Source organism: Enterococcus sp. RIT-PI-f (assembly GCF_001297065.1).
Taxonomy (GTDB): Bacteria; Bacillota; Bacilli; order Lactobacillales; family Enterococcaceae; genus Enterococcus_D.
The window spans coordinates 155,066-178,060 of record NZ_LHOX01000015.1; the positions used below are offsets into that span (position 1 = coordinate 155,066).

The 22,995-nt window shown below is 40.6% G+C and carries 20 protein-coding genes and 1 other annotated feature; of the genes, 17 read left to right on the forward strand and 3 right to left on the reverse strand.

Annotated features, from left to right (window positions below; all coding sequences use genetic code 11):
• Positions 1-6: 6 nt before the first annotated feature.
• Positions 7-1,254, reverse strand: a complete 1,248-nt coding sequence (icd, locus tag AEQ18_RS07705) for an NADP-dependent isocitrate dehydrogenase (protein WP_054115753.1) — start codon at positions 1,252-1,254, stop codon at positions 7-9.
• Positions 1,247-3,943 carry an aconitate hydratase AcnA gene (gene acnA, locus AEQ18_RS07710; RefSeq protein ID WP_054115754.1) on the reverse strand — a complete coding sequence of 899 codons (2,697 nt, stop codon included), beginning with the start codon at positions 3,941-3,943 and terminating at the stop codon, positions 1,247-1,249. The genes icd and acnA overlap by 8 nt, the downstream gene beginning before the upstream one ends.
• 234 nt (positions 3,944-4,177) lie before the next feature.
• Between acnA and AEQ18_RS07715 the strand changes: the two genes are divergently transcribed.
• The 9 genes from AEQ18_RS07715 to spx all read left to right on the forward strand — a co-directional run bounded on the left by AEQ18_RS07715 (position 4,178) and on the right by spx (position 14,722).
• Entirely contained in the window at positions 4,178-5,539 is a 1,362-nt protein-coding gene (locus AEQ18_RS07715; RefSeq protein WP_054115755.1) for a citrate/2-methylcitrate synthase, read from the forward strand.
• Positions 5,540-5,919: 380 nt separating this feature from the next.
• Positions 5,920-6,840, forward strand: a complete 921-nt coding sequence (locus AEQ18_RS07720) for an ABC transporter permease (protein WP_054115756.1) — start codon at positions 5,920-5,922, stop codon at positions 6,838-6,840.
• Between the two features lie 9 nt (positions 6,841-6,849).
• Positions 6,850-7,746 (forward strand): carbohydrate ABC transporter permease, encoded by an 897-nt coding sequence (locus AEQ18_RS07725; RefSeq protein WP_054115757.1) that lies wholly within the window; start codon positions 6,850-6,852, stop codon positions 7,744-7,746.
• Between the two features lie 15 nt (positions 7,747-7,761).
• Positions 7,762-9,330 carry an extracellular solute-binding protein gene (locus tag AEQ18_RS07730; protein WP_054115758.1) on the forward strand — a complete coding sequence of 523 codons (1,569 nt, stop codon included), beginning with the start codon at positions 7,762-7,764 and terminating at the stop codon, positions 9,328-9,330.
• A gap of 70 nt (positions 9,331-9,400) precedes the next feature.
• Positions 9,401-10,039: a YesL family protein gene (locus AEQ18_RS07735; protein WP_054115759.1), complete on the forward strand. Its 639-nt coding sequence runs from the start codon at positions 9,401-9,403 to the stop codon at positions 10,037-10,039.
• Positions 10,040-10,231: 192 nt separating this feature from the next.
• Positions 10,232-11,245, forward strand: a complete 1,014-nt coding sequence (locus tag AEQ18_RS07740) for a LacI family DNA-binding transcriptional regulator (RefSeq protein WP_054115760.1) — start codon at positions 10,232-10,234, stop codon at positions 11,243-11,245.
• Between the two features lie 12 nt (positions 11,246-11,257).
• On the forward strand, positions 11,258-13,534 hold the full coding sequence (locus tag AEQ18_RS07745; RefSeq protein ID WP_054115761.1) for a glycoside hydrolase family 65 protein: 2,277 nt from the start codon (positions 11,258-11,260) through the stop codon (positions 13,532-13,534).
• A gap of 294 nt (positions 13,535-13,828) precedes the next feature.
• Positions 13,829-14,254, forward strand: coding sequence for an Asp23/Gls24 family envelope stress response protein (locus AEQ18_RS07750; protein ID WP_054115762.1), 426 nt, complete (start codon positions 13,829-13,831; stop codon positions 14,252-14,254).
• A gap of 18 nt (positions 14,255-14,272) precedes the next feature.
• Positions 14,273-14,722 carry a transcriptional regulator Spx gene (gene spx / locus AEQ18_RS07755; protein WP_054115763.1) on the forward strand — a complete coding sequence of 150 codons (450 nt, stop codon included), beginning with the start codon at positions 14,273-14,275 and terminating at the stop codon, positions 14,720-14,722.
• A gap of 78 nt (positions 14,723-14,800) precedes the next feature.
• On the opposite strand, the gene rpsD is transcribed toward spx, so the two are convergent.
• Positions 14,801-15,412 (reverse strand): 30S ribosomal protein S4, encoded by a 612-nt coding sequence (rpsD, locus tag AEQ18_RS07760; RefSeq protein WP_054115764.1) that lies wholly within the window; start codon positions 15,410-15,412, stop codon positions 14,801-14,803.
• 368 nt (positions 15,413-15,780) lie between these two features.
• Here rpsD and AEQ18_RS07765 point away from each other — a divergent pair, with 368 nt between their 5' ends.
• The 8 genes from AEQ18_RS07765 (at position 15,781) to AEQ18_RS07800 (ending at position 22,993) form a co-directional block, all read left to right on the forward strand.
• Positions 15,781-16,578 carry a formate/nitrite transporter family protein gene (locus AEQ18_RS07765; RefSeq protein WP_054115765.1) on the forward strand — a complete coding sequence of 266 codons (798 nt, stop codon included), beginning with the start codon at positions 15,781-15,783 and terminating at the stop codon, positions 16,576-16,578.
• An 89-nt stretch (positions 16,579-16,667) separates the two neighbouring features.
• Positions 16,668-16,921 (forward strand) — a binding site (T-box leader).
• A gap of 138 nt (positions 16,922-17,059) precedes the next feature.
• A complete protein-coding gene (locus AEQ18_RS07770; RefSeq protein ID WP_054115766.1) occupies positions 17,060-17,533 on the forward strand; it encodes an S-ribosylhomocysteine lyase in 474 nt (157 codons plus the stop codon).
• Between the two features lie 8 nt (positions 17,534-17,541).
• Entirely contained in the window at positions 17,542-18,312 is a 771-nt protein-coding gene (locus AEQ18_RS07775) for an SDR family NAD(P)-dependent oxidoreductase (protein ID WP_054115767.1), read from the forward strand.
• 39 nt (positions 18,313-18,351) lie between these two features.
• A complete protein-coding gene (locus AEQ18_RS07780; RefSeq protein ID WP_054115768.1) occupies positions 18,352-19,218 on the forward strand; it encodes a MetQ/NlpA family ABC transporter substrate-binding protein in 867 nt (288 codons plus the stop codon).
• 227 nt (positions 19,219-19,445) lie between these two features.
• Positions 19,446-20,222, forward strand: a complete 777-nt coding sequence (locus AEQ18_RS07785) for a Cof-type HAD-IIB family hydrolase (protein WP_054115769.1) — start codon at positions 19,446-19,448, stop codon at positions 20,220-20,222.
• Positions 20,223-20,325: 103 nt separating this feature from the next.
• Positions 20,326-20,748: a methylglyoxal synthase gene (locus AEQ18_RS07790; RefSeq protein WP_054115770.1), complete on the forward strand. Its 423-nt coding sequence runs from the start codon at positions 20,326-20,328 to the stop codon at positions 20,746-20,748.
• Between the two features lie 47 nt (positions 20,749-20,795).
• Complete coding sequence (gene pepT / locus AEQ18_RS07795) at positions 20,796-22,031, forward strand: peptidase T (protein WP_054115771.1); 1,236 nt, start codon at positions 20,796-20,798, stop codon at positions 22,029-22,031.
• A 164-nt stretch (positions 22,032-22,195) separates the two neighbouring features.
• Positions 22,196-22,993, forward strand: a complete 798-nt coding sequence (locus tag AEQ18_RS07800) for a TIGR00282 family metallophosphoesterase (protein WP_054115772.1) — start codon at positions 22,196-22,198, stop codon at positions 22,991-22,993.
• Positions 22,994-22,995 lie beyond the last annotated feature (2 nt).

Sequence of the window (22,995 nt, forward strand, 5' to 3'; positions counted from 1 at the left end):
TCGTGTTTAGCGTGAAAGGGTGTCAATCAATCGTTGGCCAAATTCTTGCGTCGATAGGCAGGTTGCTCCGGGAAGCAAACCGGCAAAATCGGCTGTGACTTGCTGGTCTGCAATGGCTGATTCGATCGCTGAAGTAATCATATCAGCTGCTTCTTGCCACCCAAGGTATTCCAAGAGCATACAAGCAGATAAGAGCAGCGAGCAAGGGTTGGCTTTGCCTGATCCGGCAATATCAGGGGCTGTGCCATGGGTTGCTTCGAAAATTGCAGCCCCAGTCTGGTAATTGATATTCGCTCCCGGGGCGATACCGATGCCGCCAACTTGTGCCGCTAGCGCATCTGAGATATAGTCGCCATTTAAATTACAAGTGGCAATGACGTCATATTTTTCGGGATAAAGCAAGATTTGCTGTAAAAAGTTATCAGCAATCACATCATTGATGATCAGTTTGCCATCCGCTTTGGCTTGTGTGAGTGCTTCTTGTGCTGCAATTTCACCATTAGACTGGATTAAGCGACGAAACTGTGCCATGGTAAAACATTGATCTGGATAGTCGGTTTCTGCCAACTGATAGCCCCAATTCTTGAAGCCGCCTTCGGTAAACTTCATGATATTGCCTTTATGGACTAACGTGACCGTCTGTCGACCATGCGCCAATGCATAATCGATCGCAGCTTTGACCAACCGCTGGCTGCCAGAGATAGACATCGGTTTGATGCCTATAGCTGTATCTTCTGGAAAACGAATCGTATGGACATTAAATTGATCTGTCAATAGTGCGACCAAGGATTTGGTTTGCGGATCATCCACGGCAAACTCGATCCCAGCGTAGACATCTTCTGTGTTTTCACGGAAAATCACCATATCGGTTTTTTCGGGTTCCTTTAATGGAGAAGGAACCCCTGAAAAATAACGAACAGGCCGGACACAAGCATACAAATCTAATGTTTGCCGCAGTGTGACGTTCAACGAACGGAAGCCTTCACCAATGGGCGTGGTCAATGGGCCTTTCAAGGCTAGATTGTGGGTTTTGATCGCTGAGATCGTTTCCTCAGGCAGCCAAGTGCCGGTCTGAGTGTAAGCAGCTTCACCAGCAAGAATCTCTAGCCATTCAATCGCTTTTGTGTGACCGTAAGCTTTGGTTAATGCAGCATCGATCACCGGTCGGGCAGCTTGCCAAATTTCTGGGCCGATCCCATCTCCTGCGATGTAGGGTACCGTCACGATCCCTTGTTCTTGGAACTGATTAGACATGAACTGCACCTCCTGTTTCAGTGACTTTTTTACGGATGACCATCGGCAGAATGCCTTGATGTTTCCAATAGCGGATGTCTGCTGGGGCATCAAAACGCAAGCGTGTTTGAAACGTGATTGCTGATCCATCTTGCCCTTTGGCGGTTACATCAATGGTTTGGCCCACTTGCGGCTCTTCAGGCAAAGCGACAAAGAAGGACTCGCTGCCATCTAAACCAATAGTTTCGGCTGTCTCTCCTGCTAAATACTCTAAAGGAATGACCCCCATCATTACCAAGTTGCTGCGATGGATCCGTTCAAAACTTTCTGCTAATACGACTTTGACGCCAAGCAATTGTGTCCCTTTGGCTGCCCAATCTCGTGAAGAACCCATTCCATAATCTTTCCCGGCCAATATGATACAGCTAGACCCGGCTTCTTGATAGGCCATAGAAGCATCGAAGATCGAACGTGTTTCTCCGGTTGGGAAATAGTGGGTCACGCTTCCCGTACTGCCAGGCACCAATTGGTTCTGCAAGCGAATATTGCCGAATGTTCCCCGCATCATCACATGATGGTTGCCACGACGAGAGCCAAAGGAATTAAAATCTCGATAGGGCACAGCTTTGTCCGTCAAAAATTTGCCAGCAGAGGAATCTAGCCCAATGCTTCCAGCAGGTGAGATGTGGTCTGTTGTAACTGAGTCGCCTAGCTTCGCCAAAACTTTCAGGTCGTTCAGCGCCCCTTGTTGCGGCAAATCTTTTTGCAATCCACTGAAGTAAGGCGGATGTGCGATGTATGTCGATTCTTCTTGCCATCCGTAGACCGCGCTGGCTGTGGTTTCAATCGCATTCCATCGCTCGTTTGCATCGAACAAATGGGCATAGGCAGCTTGGAAGGCTTCTGGACCAACGTATTTTTGGACATACGCGTTGACTTCTTCATTTGTCGGCCAAATATCAGCAAGAAAAACCGGTTGGCCGTGGATGATCGCCAAAGGTTCTTTGGTCAAATCTTTCCGAATCGTTCCAGCAATTGCATAGGCTACAACCAATGGGGGTGAGGCCAAATAGTTGGCTTTGATTTGCGGATGGATCCGCCCTTCAAAATTGCGATTGCCTGATAAGACCGAAGCGACCAATAAGTTCTCTGCTTCAATGGCTTCAGCAACAGGGGTTTCTAAAGGCCCTGAATTACCGATACACGTCGTACAGCCGTAGCCGACCAAGTAAAAACCTAGTTTTTCTAAATAAGGCATCAAGCCACTGTTTTGCAGATAGGTCGTTACGATCTGCGAACCTGGAGCTAAAGAGGTTTTGACATACTTTGGCACCACTAGTCCTTTTTCTACGGCATTCTTTGCCAACAAACCGGCAGAGAGCATCACAAAAGGGTTACTGGTATTGGTACAACTTGTGATAGCTGCCAGAACCAGGTCGCCGGTAGTCAACTGTTCAGTGGTTTCTGGCCACACAACAAGGGCTTCTTTTTCCCATTCCTCATGGGTCAAGCCAAAGCCTTTCGGCCCAACGTCCGCGGTGACGGAGCGATCAAAGTCCGTACCGACCTCCGGAAGTAAAATCCGGTCTTGAGGTCTTTTAGGCCCGGCTAAGGCTGGCTGGATCTCCGCCAAATCGATAAGGATCACCTTCGTATATTCCGGGTCTTGCTGTGCATCATAAAAAAGATGATTGGCTTTCGCATAGGCTTCCACCATAGTGATCAATGTAGATGGTCGTCCAGTAGTGGCTAAGTAATTCAGCGTTTCTTGATCGATTGGACAAAAGCCGCACGTTGCACCATATTCTGGCGCCATGTTCGCCAAGGTCGCCCGGTCGGCAAGAGATAAGTTGCTGTAGCCAGGTCCGAAATATTCAACAAATTTACCCACAACTTTTTCTAACCGCAACACTTCAGTCACTTTTAATGCCAAGTCAGTGGCTGTTGTGCCAGCAGGCATTTCATTGATAAAACGGACACCAATCACTTCGGGCGTAGGAAAGAATGACGGCTCTCCTAAAATCGCCGCTTCTGCTTCGATCCCGCCAACACCCCAGCCCAGTACACCTAATCCATTGATCATGGTGGTGTGAGAATCGGTTCCTTGCAAGGTATCGGGGAATAGATACGTATTGGTACCAATTTGCTTTTGTAAAATCACATCCGATAACGATTCAATATTTACTTGATGAATGATACCAGTTTCAGGCGGGACTACTTCAAAATTATCGAAAGATTGCTGTGCCCACTTCAAAAATTGATATCGTTCCTGATTGCGCTCAAACTCTAGGGCAGTATTAAATGCAATCGCTTGAGACGTACCGGCACAATCAACTTGTACAGAGTGGTCTACGACTAGTGTAACAGGGATCTCTGGATTGATCGCCTCCGCATCGCCTCCCAATGCAACGATTGCATCTCTCATCGCCGCTAGATCAACGACTGCTGGTACACCGGTAAAATCTTGCAACACGACACGTTCTGGTTTAAAAGGCACCACGCCTTCAGGTTGGGCAGGAGACCAATGCGCGAGAAAAGGCAAATATGCCTCTGTGATTTCATCGTCTTGATGACGTGCAACACTTTCAAGTAAAACCCGGATCGCATAGGGCAATCGGTGAAGATCCGCTGAAAATTGTTCGGTCAGCTTCACGAGGTCAATGTACGTATATGCCGTATCATCCACCGTTAATGTGGTTTGCCACTTCATATGAATCCTCCTTAAAACGAAATATTGGTTCTTATTAGGAATAATTATACGATTTTAATTTAAAAAATCAATTAAAATTATGAAAAAGATTTCATTTTTAAATCATCGTGCTATAATGTGTGAAAGTTTGAAAAATAGCAAACAAAAAAATTCGGACCTTGTATAGGTGATTGAACAAGGCATTAAATAACAATTTATCTGAATGTAAAGAATAGGATTGGAGGATAAATAGCTATGGAAAAATTAGAGAAGGATAAGAAACTATCATTTCTCGCATCACGATGTCAGGATGCCAATCAAATCGACGTGAATCTTTATACAGAATATGATGTAAAACGAGGACTCAGAGATGTCAATGGGACTGGTGTTTTAGCAGGATTGACGACGATATCCACGATATATCCTGAGAAAATCGTGGATGGAAAACCAATCGCTGCTTGTGGAGAGTTGCGTTATCGAGGGATTGACATCAATGAGTTGGTTGCAGGTTTTGTCAATGAAGATCGATTCGGATTTGAGGAAATTGCATATTTATTACTTTTTGGAGAATTGCCAACCATAGACGAACTAGGTGAATTTCGTGTGCTGTTAGCAGAGAAACGCACATTGCCCACAAATTTTGTGCGGGATGTCATTATGAAAGCTTCTTCTTCTGATCTTATGAATAGTTTATCTCGGAGTATACTGACATTGGCAAGTTATGATCCAAAGTCAGATGACATAAGTATTGAAAATGTGCTGGAACAAAGTTTGATGTTGATCAGTGTCTTCCCCTTGTTGGCCATCTATGCTTATCATGCCTATAATCATTACAGTCAAGGGGAAAGTATGTATATTCACCGACCGCCAGAGAATCTAAGTACTGCTGAAACGATTTTGACGATGTTGCGCCCTACCAAAGAATATTCTTTCCAAGAAGCACAAACCTTAGATATGGCATTGGTCTTGCACATGGAACATGGCGGCGGGAATAATTCCACCTTCACGACCCGAGTCGTCACCTCCAGCGGCACCGATACTTATTCCACGATTGCTGCAGCGCTAGGATCATTAAAAGGTCCCAAGCATGGTGGCGCGAATATCAAAGTAACAGAAATGATGGCAGATTTAAAACAACAAGTTGCTGATACTACGGATGAATCAGCGATTCGCGTGTATTTGGAGAATGTATTGGATAAGAAAGCCTTTGACCAAAAAGGATTGATCTATGGCATGGGGCATGCCGTATACAGCGACAATGATCCAAGAGCAGCGATTTTCAAAAACTATGTCGCCAAATTGGCCCAAGAAAAAGGCAGTCAGGCATGGGAAGAATATCAACTGTACACTATGGTGGAACGGATTGCGCCTGAAGTCATCAAAGAAAAACGCAAAATGTACAAAGGGGTCAGTGCCAATATCGATTTCTTCAGTGGGTTTGTGTACAATATGTTAGATTTGCCGGAGGAGTTGTATACACCGATGTTTGCAATCGCCCGAATCGTTGGCTGGTCTGCCCATCGGATCGAAGAATTGGTCAATGCACAAAAGATCATGCGCCCGGCATATAAAGAGGTGTCAGTGGATCGAGGATACAGCAAATTGTCATTACGATGAATTAAAGCAGTGAGAGCAGTGAGTAATCACTGCTTTTTTTGTATCTAAATACTTTAGAGGGGATGAACAAGGGTGATTACATAGTAGGTAATATAACCGCATATCTATATTAATTATTATATAGGTGGCAAAATTCAAAAAAAATTTATAATGAAAGCGTTGACATAATTAAAGTTTAACGTTAAACTTTAATTAATTTTAGGTTTAACGTTAAACCAAATGAAAAAGAGGTGAAATTAATGCTAGACAAAACGATTATTTTTAACTAGGTAATTGCTGAAAATCAAGTTCAAATTTTCAAGTTTGAACGAAAGAAGAGTTATCACTAAAAGAATGGACAGTATTTATCATTAGATTAGTGTAAAAGGGAGGATTCGAGTATGGGGAAGAGTAATAAAAGTTTATACAGTAGCAGAGTGAAGAATAGTCTTTCTTTGTATATATTATTAGCGCCCGCGTTAATTTTATTGTTGGTGTTTACTTATATTCCGATGTCAGGTTTAGTGATTGCGTTTAAAGATTATACTCCTTCTTCAGGTATATTTGGAAGTCCTTGGGTTGGATTTAAGCATTTCTCTCAGTTTTTTAGTTCATATCAATTTGGCGTAACGATTAGAAATACACTAAAAATTTCGATTTACAGTATTGTAGTGGGATTTCCATTACCCATAGCACTGGCAATTCTATGTAATCAAATCCGAGTGGAAAAATTCAAGAAATTTTTTCAAGTTACAACATATCTACCACACTTTATTTCGACTATGGTGATGTGCGGCATGCTGATTTTATTTCTTTCACCAAATAATGGGTTGATTGTAAACTTTTTAGGTTTATTTGGGATTGATATACCAGCTCTGTTATCGCGACCTACAAGCTTTGCTAGTGTGTATGTTTGGAGTGATGTGTGGCAACATGTTGGTTGGGACAGCATTATCTTTTTGGCGGCCCTGTCAGCAATTGATCCAACTTATTACGAAGCTGCTACGATGGATGGTGCTTCTAAACTACAAAAAATTAGGCATATTGATTTACCTTTGATTTTGCCAACTGCAATGATTTTACTTATTCTACGCGCGGGCGGGCTATTGAGTGTAGGGTTTGAAAAAGTACTATTGCTTCAAAATCCATTGAATTTAGCAGGGAGCGAAATTATATCAACTTATGTTTACAAAGTAGGGTTGATTAATTTTCAATACAGCTATTCTACTGCTATTGGTCTTTTTAATACGGTGGTTAATGTCATTATATTGATAATGGTTAACTCATTATCCCGTCGACTTACAAAAACAGGGTTATTTTAGGAGGGGAATATGGAAGCAAAAAAAGGAAGACACATGAATAGTTCGGAAAAAATATTCAATTTTTTTGTCTATGGAATAGCAATCGTTTTAATTCTCCTAATCATTTATCCTTTATGGTTTGTCATCATTGCATCTTTTAGTGACCCAGCAGATGTTGGAAGTGGTCAAGTTTGGTTATTACCAAATGATTGGCGATTAGATGGTTATGCAAGATTGTTCGAGCAATCACTTTTTTGGCGCAGTTATTTGAACACAGTTATGTATACGGTAGTTGGTACTTTGGTTGCGTTATTTGTCAATATACCAGCAGGATATGCACTATCTAGAAAAGATTTATTTGGTCGAAAGTGGGTGGCTATCGTATTCATTGTCCCGATGTTTGTTTCTGGTGGATTGATTCCTATTTACTTAACGATTAAAAATGTAGGTCTTTTGGACACATTTTGGGTAATGGTCATTCCATTTGCGGTATCAAGTTATAATATCATTGTTGCTAGAACATTTTTCAATAATAGTATTCCCGCAGGATTATGGGAAGCTGCTCAAGTTGATGGATGTGGAACGATTCGATATTTTATCAGTATAGTTTTGCCTTTATCCAAAGCAATATTGGCGGTTATTGGGTTATGGACAGCAGTGGGTATCTGGAACTCATGGTTCAACGCCTTGATTTATTTAACAAATGAAAATCTTCAACCATTGCAACTGATTCTTCGGAGACTATTAATTAGTAACCAATTGCTCCAAACACAAGCAACTGGAGAATTGGCTTCTGAGTTAAGAGCGACTGCTGATATGATGAAGTATGCAGCAATTGTTGTATCGACAGCGCCGATTATGATGTTATATCCACTATTACAAAAATATTTTAATCAAGGTGTCATGATTGGCGCTTTAAAAGAATAAATGGGGGAATGTAAAATGATTGAGAAAAAATGGTCAAAGCTACTTTTATCTATTGGGGTGCTCGGAACACTAACTGCTTGTGGCAATCAAGAATCAGATATCGAGCAAAGTAATAATGAAAGCGGTAATAATAATTTTAAAATCACAACTGTCCGATGGGCTGACTGGGGAGATGATTTTACTAAAGGTTTCCTAGAAGAAGCAGAGGAAAATACAGGTATTAAAATTGATTGGGATATTCACTTATCAGCTGACTGGGGAGATAGAAAATCTGTGCTTATGGCCGGGGGGGATTTACCGGATGCTTTTTTAGGATCAATCACCTTTACAGATGCTGAAATTGCTCAAAATCAAGATGTCTTTATTCCTTTGGAAGAATTGATCGAAGAAAATATGCCGAATTTGTCTAAAATTATGGAGAGTGATCCTAAACTTAGAGCCATGATTACTTCACCTGATGGACATATATACAGTTTACCGAAAAAGTTGCCAATGCGGCCATTGATTGCAAACCAGATGTTTATCAATCAGACATGGTTAGATAATCTGGGGTTAGATATGCCAGATACCTATGAAGAATTTATAGATGTTTTAGTTGCTTTTAATGAAGGTGATGCGAATGGAAATGGTGACTTGAATGATGAAATTCCATATGGGGTTGGGAATTTTAGCGAAACTTTTTCTTTTATTTTACCTTTTGATAATCGTCTTGGTGCAGACAATACCTATGAAATGAGCTTGAAAGACGATCAACCTGTTTATCTTCGTATTGAAGAATCCTATCGTGATGGTATTGGATGGATGAGCGAAGCTTATCAAAAAGGATTGATTGACCCTGAATTATTTACAGCAGATACTTCTATGAGCGATGCAAAACGAATGAACAAGGATGTTTCTCTGGTGGGTGTAGCTGCTGGATGGACAGCAGATGCTACTTTTGGATTACATGCTGAAGAATATGTTGCTTTGCCTCCACTTGTTGGACCTGATGGCAACCGATACGTCATTTCTGATCCGGATCATTACAATTATGGGCGGAATGAGTTTATGGTGACCACTAGTTGCGAAAACCCTAGTGAATTGTTAAAGTGGGCGGATCAATTTTATACAGATGATGCAAGCATTCAAACATTCTATGGTTCATTTGGTGTTGGGGTTGAAAAAGATGGGGATCAATATACTGTGTTACCACCTCAAAATGACACCTCCGCTGATGAATGGGCATGGATCAATTCTTTGCGTGATTTCGGACCTAAATATGTCGAAGAAGGTTTTAATGACCGAGTAACAATCGATGAAACACAAGGAGATGGCTTGAAATTAGCTCTTGATAATCAGATCAATGAATACGTTTTGCCAGCCTTTCCAAATGTGATGTATTCACAAGAAGAACTGACACGTTTGTCTGCATTGTACGTCGATATTGGTTCATATGCTTCTCAAACAGCTGCTAAGTGGATCGTAGAAGGCGGTGTGGAGGAAGAATGGAGTGACTATTTGAAACAACTTGAAGCAATGGGAATTGATGAGTTTATGCAAATTCAACAGGATGCCTTTGATAGATACAATGCGGCATTAAATTAAAAAAAGGATAAAGCTGAGGTAACAATTACTTCAGCTTTATCAAATTAGTTTTCCTCTGGAAGGAGAAAAAATGAAAGAAATAATAAATTTTAATAGTCCAATAATTAAGATTCTTGGGAGAACAACAGATTTGTTTTTGCTAAATGTATTGTTTTTGGTTACTAGTATTCCTATCATCACGATTGGTGCGTCTTTAGTTAGTTTGAATACAAGCTGGCAAAAAATTTTGAAAAATAACGATGAAGGAATTGTAAAAAGTTATTTTACTTGTTTCAAAAAGAATTTTATTCAAGCTACAGTTAGTTGGGGCGCTATACTTCTTATGAGTGTTCTTTTTTTGATAGATTTCTATTTATTTGAGCAACAGACAGCACAGATAAGAGCAATAGGAATAGGAATTTTATTTCCATTTGTCTTAGCACTTTTTCTATTGTTTTTGCTCCTATTTTCTTACTTAGGGCGATATGAAGATACGATAGCAAGGAGCGTAAAGAATTGTTTTTTGATTGCTGTCCAAAATGGAAAACAAACATTTATACTGCTTTTGTTTAATATCGCTGTAGTCTATTTTAGTTTGAGTAGCCCAGAACGTTTACTAACATCGATTTATTTTTATACGTTTGGTGGGTTTTCAGTCATATCATTAATCAATAATTTGAGATTTAGAAAAATCTACCAAAAAGTAGAAAAAAGTTTTCTTCAGATGTAGTCCTAAAAGAATAAACGCATAAAGTGTTTAGGAAGAACTATCTATAATAATGTAGAATGAGGAAATGAACGAAAAATACTGTTTCAGTTAGTGTAAATTCGCAAGTCTTATCAAGGAATGACTAACTAATTGATGGAAAGATATAATGCGGTATAATAAGGGAAAACGAGTACGTTCGAAAGGACCAAGCGCATGAAAATCACAATCAAAAAAATTGCTGAAGAAGCAGGTGTCAGTGTAACAACAGTTTCAAATGTTATTAATAAAAAAGCGCATCGCGTGTCCCAAGATAAAATCGATATGATCGAGGAAATTATAAAAAAATATAATTACTCGCCAAATATGAATGCTCGGGCCCTAGTGAAATCCTCATCACGTTTGATCGGATTATTGTATTTTTCGGATCAGAAGAATTTAGACTTTGCGGATCCTTTTGTGAACGAAATTTTGCAAGGTATCCAGCGAGTTGCAAAGGAACATAATTTCTTTACTTTAGTGCATAGCGTCACAAAAACAGAAGATATAGAAGAAGTACAGAAAAATTGGCGATTTGATGGTTTCATTGCTGTTGGGTTTAGCCAGGAACTATTTGAGGAAGTACATCAAATTATTCAAGTACCAATGATTTTCATTGATACTCATTTGAAAGAAAAAGTGTACAGTCATATCGAAGATTATCCCAACAGCTATTTTATTAATACCAATGATAAAGATGCAAGCTACAAAGCAACAACTTATTTATTGAAAAAAGGATTAACCAAAATTGGTTTCTTATCTTATGAATTTGACAAAAATAAAACATCAGTTATCCAGCAACGTTATATTGGTTATCACAATGCACTTAAAGACTATCATATAAAACTAGATGCAGATTTAGAATACACAGAAGAGCAACAAGAAGAAATCCTGAATCATCTAGATGATTTCCAAGGTATACTTGTAACGGCCGATTATTTGGCAATAAAATTCATTCACAGATTGAAACAGGAGAAGTCATTTCACGAAAGAAAACTGTCAATCATTAGTTTTGACGATATTCGATATGCAGCTTTGAATGATCCGCCATTAACAACTATCAGGTTAGACCAAACCAAAAAAGGCGAATTAGCAATGAAAACATTAGTTAATATTGTTGATGAACACATAAAAGAAAGCCAAATTACATTATTGAATGGAACTTTGGTTGTAAGAAAAACGACATTTTAGAAAGGTAGTGCTATGGGTAAAATTGCAGATATGTATTATACAGTTGATCCTTGGTTGGTTTCGGAAAAAGGCTTCGAAAAGAGTCGAAGCGAAGTATCAGAATCTATTTTCTCGCTAGCGAATGAGTATATGGGAGTTCGGGGATATTTCGAAGAAGGCTATTCAGGTGAAACATTAATTGGAAGTTATTTCAACGGAGTTTATGAGAACAGTCCCCAAGAAAATCATGTGAAATACAAAGGGATTGTTGCTAGAAGTCATTTTATGGTCAACGCAGTTGATTGGTTATATACAAGAATCTGGTGTGGTGATACTTCTTTAGATCTTGCTAATGCCGAAATAGATAACTTTGAGCGACATTTGGATTTAAGGACTGGGATATTAATTCGGAGCTTTCATTGGAAACCAAATAAAGAAACAAAAGTAAAAATTATTTTTAAACGTATGTTAAACATGGAAGAGGTGACCCAAGGATATCAAAATATCTCAATAGAAACTCTTGAAGGAGATGCAGATTTAACAATTTTAATGGGGATAGATTTTAACACGATTCACAAAGGAGAAGGGAGAAATTTTTGGAAAGAACAAGAAAAAAATTCGAATCATTTTAGTGCTTCAATGATAGCAGAAACAAGTACGACTAAACAGAAAGTTTATGCAGGTTTTTCTATTGTAGCTTCAAAGTCCCTAGACACTCGAATCGTGGAGAGGGACAAATTTATCGGTTTTGAGTTTAACGTTAAACTTAAGGAGAAAGAAGTATTTGAAGTAGAGCGTAGGGTAACTATGATTGTGAATAAAACGGGAATCGATGAAAGAAATCTAAGTCAAATAGGTTCTCAAGCTTTGAAATTACAATTATCCTCTAATGTAGTCTGTGAAAGAAATAGAATACATTGGAAAAACGTATGGGATCAGGAAGATATTCAAATTGAGGGAGATACGCGAAACCAACAAGGTATACGTTATTGTATCTTTCAATTGCATCAAACCTATTATGGACAAAATCCTAATCACAATATTGGTGCTAAAGGATTAACGGGCGAAGCATACGGTGGACTTGCTTTTTGGGATACTGAAACTTGTTGCTTACCTTTCTATCTCTTAACAAATTTAAGCGCAGCAAAAAATTTGCTTGAGTTTCGATACTATACATTGCCTCAGGCGAAAGAACGAGCAAAACAACTAGACTGCGAAGGTGCTTGTTATCCAATTGCTACTTTAAATGGTCACGAAGCGTGTGATTTGTGGCAACATGCTAGTCTGCAATTCCAACCGAGTACAGGTGTTGCTTATGGCATTTGGCATTATGTAAATGTGTCACATGATAAAGAATTTTTGTATTCCCATGGAATTGAGATTTTAATTGAAGTTTCAAGATTTTTAGTTTCTCGGGGTGCATGGTCTACAAATGGAGAATTTGGTTTTTTTGGGGTGATGGGACCAGATGAATTTCAAATGATGGTTAATCATAATGCGTATACGAATTATATGGCTAAGCGAACGCTTGAGTATACATTAGAAGTGTTGGAAGAAATGAAGACTATAGATCGAATAAGCTTCCAATCTACTTTAGCAAAGTGTGGACTCATAGAAAAGGAATATCAAAATTGGCAAGAGTGTGCGGAGAAGATGGTCGTACTCAAAGATGAAAATGGTTTGATTGAACAACACGATGGATTTTTTAAGTTACCGGAACTTGATATTCATTCGATTCCCGTTGATGAATTTCCGTTATATGATCATTGGTCTTATGACCGTATCTACCGGAACAACATGATTAAGCAACCTGATGTGTTAATGTTTTTGTTTTTATACAACCAATCTTTTGGCATTGCTGAAAAACAAATCAACTACGAGTTTTATGAGCCAAAAACGATTCATGAATCGTCTCTCTCTCCTTCTATTCATTCTATTTTGGCATCTGAGCTAGGAAAAGAGCAGGAAGCCTATCAATTTTTTGAATTTGCGACAAGAATGGACCTAGATAACTTTAATCGTAATACCAGAGAGGGACTTCATACAACGTCAATTGCTTCTGCATGGATGAATATTGTTTATGGATTTGGGGGTGTAAGAACTGACGGTAAGGAGCTAATTCTTTCGCCGACGATTCCAGAAAAATGGAAGAGTTATACTTTTAAAATCACCTATCAGAAACGACTGATTCAAGTGAAAGTTGATCGGATGACAGTAAAAATTTCTCTTTTGAAAGGGGATATACTTAAAGCCCAGATTTATAACGAATTAACAGAGATCACAAATATAGCACTAGTGATTGACAGGTGAAGCAAGGGGATTAAGATAGAGCATGGTCAATAGCTATAAAAAATAAAACTCTGAATCTAAAAATGTAAGAAAACAACAGTGAATCCAATTACTGTTGTTTTTTTAACCTACCTATTTTGTTTCAATATAGATTGTTTTTCGGGTAACAAGTGTTTTTCTTTGTAAAAAAACCGAAAAAAAACTATGCTTAAAGGGTAGGATATTTTCCTAGCGTTTGAAAGTTGAGTAAATAAAGTTGTGCAACAGGTGAGCGCGTTGGCATATTTGTATTCGTCAAACCAAGGAGTGTGAAAAATGACATACGATCAACAAACAGAAAATCAGCAAGAACCAACGAATGAACTGTCCTTTGAAGAGAAAGTCATTGAAACGATTATTGCTGCAGCATTGACATCCGTGGATGGGTTGATCAGCTTGAATGGCCGATTCATTACCGACGAAACAGAAGCCCTTGAAAAACAGGAACAAGTCGCTTCTGGGATCAATGTTGAGATTGGCAAAGAAGAAATCGCTGTTGATTTAGAAGTAGTCGTGCTTTATGGGAAAGATATGCCGAAATTATTTGGACAGGTTCAAGAAATCGTGTTGCAAGAAGTCAGCCGGTTGACCACATTAACTGTCAAAGAAATCAATATTCGTATTGCGGATGTCGTGACGCAAGAAACCTTTGAAAAGATGGAAGATAGCACTTCACAGCAAGAAACAAATCAAAATCAGTAAGAAAGGAAGAATGATCAAATGATCTCACTATATACAACACCAAGCTGTACCTCATGCCGCAAAGCGCGGGCTTGGTTGACCGAAAATGAGTTGCCTTTTGAAGAAAGAAACATGTTTAGCGATCCATTAAATAGTGAGGAATTAATACAAATTCTTTCTTTGACCAAAAATGGTACGGAAGATATTATTTCTACCCGTTCTAAAGTCTATCAAAAATTGGCTATTGATTTGGATGAGTTGAAACTTGAAGAACTCCTTAGCTTGATCGAAACCTACCCTAATTTATTAAAACGCCCAATCATCATTGATCAAAATAAACTGCAAGTTGGCTACAATGAAGAGGATATTCGTAAGTTTGTACCACGAAATTTGCGGAAGATCATCTTTAAAAAACGGCAACGGGAACTATTGATGTTCAATTATCGTCAAAAGAAGACCGAAGGCAAATCTGTTGTGAATATTATCTGAAAAAGGAGAAGCATTGTGCTTCTCCTTTTTTTACACAAAAAAACACGATCCGATAACGGATCGTGTTCCTTGATAAAATTAAAGGACTTGGTTGTAGAATTCAACGACCAATGCTTCGTCAACTTCTGCAGTCAATTCATCGCGCTCAGGTAAACGAGTCAATGAACCTTCTAATTTTTCGCTGTCAAAGCTGACAAATGAAGAACGGCCAGCTGTTGCTTCAACAGCTTCTTTGATTGTAGAAATGTTTTGTGATTTTTCGCGAACGCTGATCACTTGACCCACTTCAACGTGGTATGAAGGGATATCAACACGTTTGCCGTCTACCAATACGTGGCCATGGTTGACCAATTGACGTGCTTGACGACGTGTAGTTGCTAAACCTAGACGGTAAACAACGTTATCTAAGCGTTGTTCTAGTAAGATCATGAAGTTAACACCATGTTTGCCTTCTTTGATTTTGCTAGCTTTAACGAACAATGTACGGAATTGACGTTCGTTGACGCCGTACATATGACGTAGTTTTTGTTTTTCAGTTAATTGCATGCCGTATTCAGATTTCTTTCCACGGCTGTTTGGTCCGTGTTGACCTGGAGCGTAAGGGCGACGTGCCAATTCTTTTCCAGTTTCTGATAATGAAATACCTAAACGACGAGAGATTTTCCATGATGGTCCAGTATAACGTGACATAATTTGGTTCCTCCAATAAATTAGTTTGGAGTAAAATAATCCGTTGAAAAATTCATATTCGTACAGTTCATTCTTCAATCTTCACCTTTGCAGCCGCGGTTACGCAATTGAACCCTGCGGGCAACGAACTGGGGACGAGTTATTATTTCCCTGCTGCATTATTTTACACAAAGAATAGTATACGAAATATTGCTGCATAAGTCAAGATATACTTCTGGATGCTTAAATGAAAACTAGGAATGAAATTTTTCATAAATTCCTTATATTTTCATTTATCCCTTTACAAAAAGCTGTTTCGTCATTAGAATATGGAAGTATTGTGCAATTTATAACGAATAAAGATAATAGACAAAAAAAGGAGCAGAAAAATGAATCCAGTATCCCCGTTATTTGAGAAAATCGATTCCTCTATTGAAAAGAAAATCGACTTGATCAAAAGTAGTTATGTACGTTATGCTGTCCGTGCAATGATGGCTTGCCTATTCTTGACCCTTGGTACAGCAATTGCTTTTGCAATTGCCATGAAAGGTGAATCAATGGTCCATGGACTTGGGAAAATTTTGTATGCCTTTATGTTCAGCTGGTCTTTGGTCATGATTTTATATATGAACGCAGAACTCGGTACATCAAATATGTTGTATATGACAGTTGGGGTCTATCGAAAACGTTTGAGCGTTCCTTTGGCATTGAAAATTTTGTTTACCTGTGTTCTGTTCAACTTGATCGGCGGCGTGATCTTCGGTTCGATCGTTGCGTTAACAGGGCCTTTTCAAGGCTTGACCGCAGACAACTTCATGTTGACATCGATCACTGCAAAATTGGATAAATCAACACTTCAAATTTTGGTTGAAGCGATGTTTGCCAATATTGTCGTGAATACAGCTGTTTTGGTCAGCATGCGGATGAAAGACGATGCTGGTAAAGTGGCAGCGATCATCTTCATTATTTTCATCTTTGCCTTTTTAGGCTTCGAACACGTTATCGCCAACTTCCCAGCTTTCACATTGGCTTTCTGGGCTTCAGGCGGTCACCTAGCTGGCATGACTGTCGGCAGTGTGATCCATAACCTAGTCTTTGCTTTTATCGGTAATTATATCGGTGGCGGACTTGTAATGGGCTTAGGCTATGCTTGGTTGAACAATTCTAAATCAACCTATGTAGACTAAGCAAAAAGAAGCAGCAATGCTTCTTTTTTTTGTGAAAAATTTGATTGACAGCCATTTGCCCATCTGCTATTCTTGATAAAAATCAAGCAACAAACACGTTGATGAAGAAAGTAAGATTTAGTCATATTCCTGACAGAGAGCCCTGTATGCTGAAAAAGGGTGGAAGAAAATGAATCTGAAAATGGCTTTTGAGTGGGTACTTCGAGAATTTGTTTTTAGAGGTACACGGCTGTCCCCGTTATCATGGATCCCTATATCGCGAAAGCCGTATGGGAGCAGAGGCATGCTTCGCAAGAAGTTTGCGCACAAAGGTGGTACCATGTAAGTTGATTACATCCTTAGGAGAATAACTCTCTTAAGGATTTTTTTTTGGCTTAAAAATTGTCGCGGTCAGTTGTTTGATTTTAGAAGTTATGCCTTTTTGGTTGCACTGTCTTTATGACAATGACAAATATTCAATCATAGAAAGTAGGAAGAAAAAATGGCAGAAGTAGAAAGCTTTACCCTTGACCACAATAAAGTAATTGCACCATATGTTCGTGTGATCACGACAGAAACAGGGAAGAAGGGCGATACGATCACCAATTATGATTTACGCTTTGCCCAACCCAATCAAGCAGAAATCCCTACCGGCGCTATCCATACTTTAGAACATTTGCTGGCCGCGTTGCTCAGAGACCGTTTGGAAGGGATCATCGATATTTCTCCATTTGGCTGCCGAACCGGATTTCATCTGATCGTATGGGACAGATATGAGCCTGCAGAAGTCGCTCTAGCATTGAAAGATACCTTGACACAAATCGTTGATGAGATTGAATGGTCTGATGTCCAGGGGACAGATGCCAAAAGTTGTGGAAACTATAAAGACCACTCCTTGTTTTCTGCGAAAGAATGGGCGAAATCAGTGTTGGATCAAGGGATTAGTCGTGATGCTTTTGTCCGCCGCATTGTGTAGGTGAGCGCATGGTGTTTTCTGAGTTGCAACAAAAGGTCGTATTGGTGATTGGCGGTGCACAGGGGATTGGTGCGGCGATCCGCACAACATTTTTGTCTGAAGGGGCAATCGTGATCGATGCAGACCGTCAATATACACAAGATTGGACGCAAGCAGGAGATGGTGCGTATCAAATACATGTTGATATTCAACAAGAAGCGTCGATTGATCAGCTTGTTGAAATGATCCAAATACATCAGTTGGTTCCTGATGTGTTGGTGCATGTTGCTGGTTTATCGATCATGGATCCATTTCTCACAAGTCAGACAGCAGATTTCGACCATGTTTTTGCTGTCAATACGAGAGGTGCCTACCTCGTATTGCGAAAAATCACAGCAGAAATGAAGCGGTGGCAAAAGCATGGTCGAGTGATCGTGCTTGCTTCTCAGGCTGGGAAAAATCCGTATCGTGGCATGAGCGCCTATGTAGCATCAAAACATGCTCTAATAGGGTTAACAAAAAATTTGGCATTAGAAGTTGCCCCAGACGACATTCTTGTGAATGCTGTTTGTCCTGGAATTATCGAAACAAAGATGAAGCAGCGAGAAAGAGTGGATGGTGCAAGATTGCGCGGATTATCTGTCGCAGATATCGTTGCCGAAGATACAGCGCAAGTGCCATTAGGCCGCACAGGAACGCCGCAAGATGTGGCCAATGTGGTCTTATTCTTAGCAAGCCCCTTAGCAGCGTATATGACAGGTCAAGCCATCAATGTTACTGGCGGTATGACGATGCACTAATAAAATAGGTAATTAAAACACAAAAAGGATGGATGTAGGATGAAAAAATATTTGGGCGTAAGTTTACTGTTTTCGGCATTCGTATTTGCGGGATGTGGGCAACAAGCTGATACATCAGCGAGTGGCGATTCAACAGCGCCGGAAAAAGTGGTGATTGGTTCTGTCGGGAGTGATGCCGAGATTTGGACATTTATTGCTGGACTTGATGAAACCAAAGATGCAGGGTTATCGATCGAAGTCAAGGAAATTGACAGCGGTCCGCAGTTGAACGCAGCCACTGTCGAGGGAGAAGTAGCTGTCAATGCGTTTCAATCTCTAGGATATTTATTGAGCTTCAATCATGATAGTGATACAGATTTGGTTCCCATCGCTACGACATATATGGAGCCAATGGGGATTTATGCCGATTCAATCGATGATATCGCGGATGTTCCTGATGGAGCAGTGGTTGCTTTAGCAGATAATCCAGCGAATACAGCACGAGGGTTGCGTTTATTAGAAGCAGCTGGCTTGATTACGCTATCGGATGATTTTGACAATGGAACTGGGACACCTTCTGATATAGTAGACAATCCAAAAGATTTGACCTTCAAACTGATTGATGACACGACGGGACCTAGAATCTTGCCAGATGTCGATCTAGCATTGATCAGTAATACGGTGGCTTTTGAGGGCGGGTTGAATGTCTTAACGGATTCGTTGTATAAAGAAGAAATCGATCAAAATACCAAAACCAGTATTAATGTGTTGGTGACCACTGAAGAAAACGCAGATGACCCTGCATTGCAAAAATTGGCTGATCTTTATCATAGTGATGAAGTGAAGGACTATATTGAAGACAACTTTGGCGGAACCAAAGTGGACGTCCAGGAAGATATCACTACGTTGTGGCAAGAAGTCCAATGAGTTTCATCGAGGTAGAGGGCGGTATGTGAGAGAAAAGTGGAGGATTCGTTTACGCAGCTTGAAAACACGAAAAAGATTTTCGTTGAAAGGATTGACTCAGAAACATTGAAAAGACGGCATTTTTATGTAAGAATGGAAGTAAGATTTCCTTTGAACGAAAAAAATGTTCAAGGATGTACGTCTTAAAAAAATGGATACTTCTTATAGAAAGAGAGCCTTAACCTTTTATGAATCGGAAATTCTTTGCCTTTGATATTGACGGAACTCTGCTTGACTCGAACAAACAGCCTTTAGACAGTACAGTCGAGGCATTGCAATGCTTGCGGGATGCGGGACACTTCGTAACAGTGGCGACTGGACGCAGTCGTTTTCATGCACAAGACGTGATTCGTTCCCTTGCTTTTGACAACTATATCCTTTGTAATGGAGCAGCAGCCTTTTTGGCCCATCAACAAGTGTACAAACATTTGCTGGATGAGGAACAATTGCACAATTTTGTGGCTGAAGCTCATGACCTAGGGATAGACACCGCATTTGTTGGGATGGATACAGCCAAACGAGCTTCTTCTTTAAATATTGAGAAGATGGAAGCTGCGATGCATTCCTTTGGTGCACAGTTGCCAGAATTAGATGTGGATTTTCCTGAAGAAAAAGAAGTCTATCAAGCATTGGCATTCTATGGAAAAGAATATGAGCATTATTTTGATGACAAATACAGCAAACTACGCTTTGTTCGTTGGCATGAGAACAGTGTCGATGTGGTGCCTAAAGAAGGGTCAAAAGCGGCAACGATTTTGTGTGTCGCAGAACAATTAGGCATTTCGCAAGCTGATGTGATCTGCTTTGGCGATGGCCAAAATGACCGCGAAATGTTAGAAGCTGCTGGCATTGGTGTGGCCATGGGCAATGCTGTACCTGCGATCCAGCAAGTGGCGGATATGGTGACTGCAAGCAATGATGAAGATGGTATTTGGTTGGCGTTGAAAGAGCTGCATTTGATTTAAAAGACGAACATAGCGGGGCTGAATTGCGTGCCGCTATGTTTTTTATGTTTTCATACAATATCTTAGTTGATTGGTACAATAGAGAAAAAAGGAGGACGACAAGATGAAAATTGCATTGATCGCCCATGACCGAAAGAAAGAGGTCATGATCAAACTGGTGACCGCTTATCGCGAGATTTTGGCGCAACATGAATTGTTTGCAACAGGGACGACAGGAAAGAGGATCCAAGAAGCAACCGGTCTGCCGGTGCATTGCTATAAATCGGGTCCTTTAGGTGGAGATCAGCAAATCGGCGCGATGATTTCACAAGATGATTTGGATATGGTGATTTTTTTGCGGGATCCTTTGGCAGCGCAACCCCATGAACCAGATGTCACTGCTTTGATACGGTTGTCAGACGTCTATGAGATTCCCCTCGCGACCAATATGGGTACTGCAGAAATCTTGCTGAGAGGTTTGGCTGCTGGTTTTGCTGATTTTCGCGAGGTGATCCATGAAACCGATCATCGTCCCTTGTCTTTTTAACATGATATAGTAAATAACAATGATATAAACAAGAAAGAAGTGTCGCTATGAAACAGATATTGAAGGATTTCCTCACTTATGCCAAAATGAATACCCGATCTGATGCAACCAGCCAACAGATTCCTACAACACCAGGGCAAGTCGAACTTGCTTTGTTGTTGAAAGACCAACTAACTGAAATGGGCCTGTCAGACGTCGTTTATCACGAAAAAAATAGTTTTGTGATTGGTCGTTTGCCAGGGAATCCTGAAAAAGAAGCAATCGGCTTTATTGCCCATGTCGATACAGCGGATTTTGCAGCCGAAAATATCCAACCCCAGATCCACGAAAATTATGATGGTCAAGACGTCGTACTCAATCAAGAACAACAATTGATGATGCGGGTGGCTGAGTTTCCTAACTTGACGGATTACATTGGTCAGACATTGATCACCACTGACGGCACGACATTACTAGGTGCGGATGACAAAGCAGGGATCGCAGAGATCATTGATGCAGTGCGCATCTTACAAAAACAAGATCCCCAACAACGTGGGGATGTCTGGGTTGCTTTTGGCCCAGATGAAGAGATCGGCCTTGGAGCAGATCGCTTTGATCCAGCAGATTTTCCTGTTGCTTTTGCCTATACAATGGACAGCGGTCGGATCGGACATATGGAGTTCGAGACCTTCAATGCGGCCCGGATCGATATCACCATCCACGGCACCAGTGTTCATCCGGGAACGGCGTATGGCCGTTTGGTCAATGCCTTGAAGATTGCCCATCAAATCGATGCTGCTTTGCCGGCAGCTGAGGTGCCAGAGTTGACGAAAGACTATCAAGGATTTTATTTGCTGCACAACTTGAGTGGGCATATTGGCCAAGCTGAAGTATCCTACATCATACGTGACCACGACCATCAGCAATTTGAGCAGCGTAAAGAAAACATGGTAGCGATCATTGCCGCGTTGAACAGCCAGTATGGTCAAGAGCGGATCACCTACACACTTTACGATCAATATTACAACATGGGGGACTTGATCAAAGAAGACCCGCGTAGTATCGAAGCAGCTAGAGCAGGGATGAAAGCGATCGGGATCACACCGATTGAGGAACCTTTTCGTGGCGGTACAGACGGATCAAAAATCACGTACAAAGGCATCCCGACACCGAACTTGTTTACCGGAGGGGAAAACTTCCATGGACAATATGAGTTCATCACAGTCGAAGCGATGGAAACAGCCCGTGATTTGATCGTGGCGATCGTTCGTCATGTCGGCACTGGAGCGGATGCACAGAACTAAAGCCAAGAACGCGTACTTTGGAAAAAGGCGCGTTTTTTTTTCTGTGCTGCCAAACATGGGGAATCTTGCCTGCGTGATTCAAGATCTGAACAAGGAATGCACCTTTTTTTTCTTGACCAAAACCCTTATAATAGAAAAGAAGTGAAAAGAGAAGAGGAAATCGTGTGCGGGTATTATTTATTGGAGATGTTGTTGGTTCATTAGGCAGAGAAACGATCACGGAGTATTTGCCAAGACTAAAGAAAGCCTATCGGCCGCAAGTGACGATCGCCAATGGCGAGAATGCGGCAGCAGGTCGCGGTATCACAGGGAAAATCTATAAGAAATTTTTGCAAGACGGTGTTGATGTTGTCACACTCGGCAATCATACATGGGACAATCGGGATATTTTTGAATTTATCGGCGATGCAAAAAAAATGATCAGACCGGCTAATTTTCCAGAAGGGACACCGGGGGTGGGGATGGTTTTTGTCAAAGTCAATACGATTGAATTGGCAGTCATCAACATGCAAGCCCGTTCCTTCATGGTCGATCTAGACGATCCATTTCGCAAAATGGAAGAATTGCTGGCTGTTGCACGCAAACGGACCCCTTTTATTTTTGTTGATTTCCATGGGGAAACCACGAGTGAAAAGCAAGCAATGGGATGGTATTTAGATGGCCGTGTTTCTGCTGTCGTCGGCACCCATACCCATGTTCAGACCAATGATGCGCGGATTTTGCCTCAAGGAACGGCATACTTATCTGATGTTGGCATGACAGGCCCCTACGATGGTATTTTGGGTATGAAACGCGAACCAGTGATCGAGAAATTTTTGACCGCATTGCCGCAACGTTTTGAAGTCATCGAAAAAGGCCGCAGCATCCTATCGGCCTGCCTGATCGAGATCGACGAAACATCTGGAAAAGCCAAATCAATCAAACCAATCCAAATCAGTGAAGACCGCCCTTTTACGGAGTAAGA

Bases quoted from the DNA above. Each gene is read 5' to 3' on its own strand.
- rpsD (WP_054115764.1), bottom strand. From the start codon at position 15,412: ATGTCACGTTATACTGGACCATCATGGAAAATCTCTCGTCGTTTAGGT.
- AEQ18_RS07730 (WP_054115758.1), top strand. From the start codon at position 7,762: ATGATTGAGAAAAAATGGTCAAAGCTACTTTTATCTATTGGGGTGCTC.
- AEQ18_RS07750 (WP_054115762.1), top strand. From the start codon at position 13,829: ATGACATACGATCAACAAACAGAAAATCAGCAAGAACCAACGAATGAA.
- AEQ18_RS07735 (WP_054115759.1), top strand. From the start codon at position 9,401: ATGAAAGAAATAATAAATTTTAATAGTCCAATAATTAAGATTCTTGGG.
- AEQ18_RS07785 (WP_054115769.1), top strand. From the start codon at position 19,446: ATGAATCGGAAATTCTTTGCCTTTGATATTGACGGAACTCTGCTTGAC.
- AEQ18_RS07740 (WP_054115760.1), top strand. From the start codon at position 10,232: ATGAAAATCACAATCAAAAAAATTGCTGAAGAAGCAGGTGTCAGTGTA.
- AEQ18_RS07745 (WP_054115761.1), top strand. From the start codon at position 11,258: ATGGGTAAAATTGCAGATATGTATTATACAGTTGATCCTTGGTTGGTT.
- AEQ18_RS07715 (WP_054115755.1), top strand. From the start codon at position 4,178: ATGGAAAAATTAGAGAAGGATAAGAAACTATCATTTCTCGCATCACGA.
- AEQ18_RS07720 (WP_054115756.1), top strand. From the start codon at position 5,920: ATGGGGAAGAGTAATAAAAGTTTATACAGTAGCAGAGTGAAGAATAGT.
- AEQ18_RS07790 (WP_054115770.1), top strand. From the start codon at position 20,326: ATGAAAATTGCATTGATCGCCCATGACCGAAAGAAAGAGGTCATGATC.
- pepT (WP_054115771.1), top strand. From the start codon at position 20,796: ATGAAACAGATATTGAAGGATTTCCTCACTTATGCCAAAATGAATACC.
- AEQ18_RS07765 (WP_054115765.1), top strand. From the start codon at position 15,781: ATGAATCCAGTATCCCCGTTATTTGAGAAAATCGATTCCTCTATTGAA.
- AEQ18_RS07725 (WP_054115757.1), top strand. From the start codon at position 6,850: ATGGAAGCAAAAAAAGGAAGACACATGAATAGTTCGGAAAAAATATTC.
- icd (WP_054115753.1), bottom strand. From the start codon at position 1,254: ATGTCTAATCAGTTCCAAGAACAAGGGATCGTGACGGTACCCTACATC.
- AEQ18_RS07780 (WP_054115768.1), top strand. From the start codon at position 18,352: ATGAAAAAATATTTGGGCGTAAGTTTACTGTTTTCGGCATTCGTATTT.
- spx (WP_054115763.1), top strand. From the start codon at position 14,273: ATGATCTCACTATATACAACACCAAGCTGTACCTCATGCCGCAAAGCG.
- AEQ18_RS07775 (WP_054115767.1), top strand. From the start codon at position 17,542: ATGGTGTTTTCTGAGTTGCAACAAAAGGTCGTATTGGTGATTGGCGGT.
- AEQ18_RS07770 (WP_054115766.1), top strand. From the start codon at position 17,060: ATGGCAGAAGTAGAAAGCTTTACCCTTGACCACAATAAAGTAATTGCA.
- acnA (WP_054115754.1), bottom strand. From the start codon at position 3,943: ATGAAGTGGCAAACCACATTAACGGTGGATGATACGGCATATACGTAC.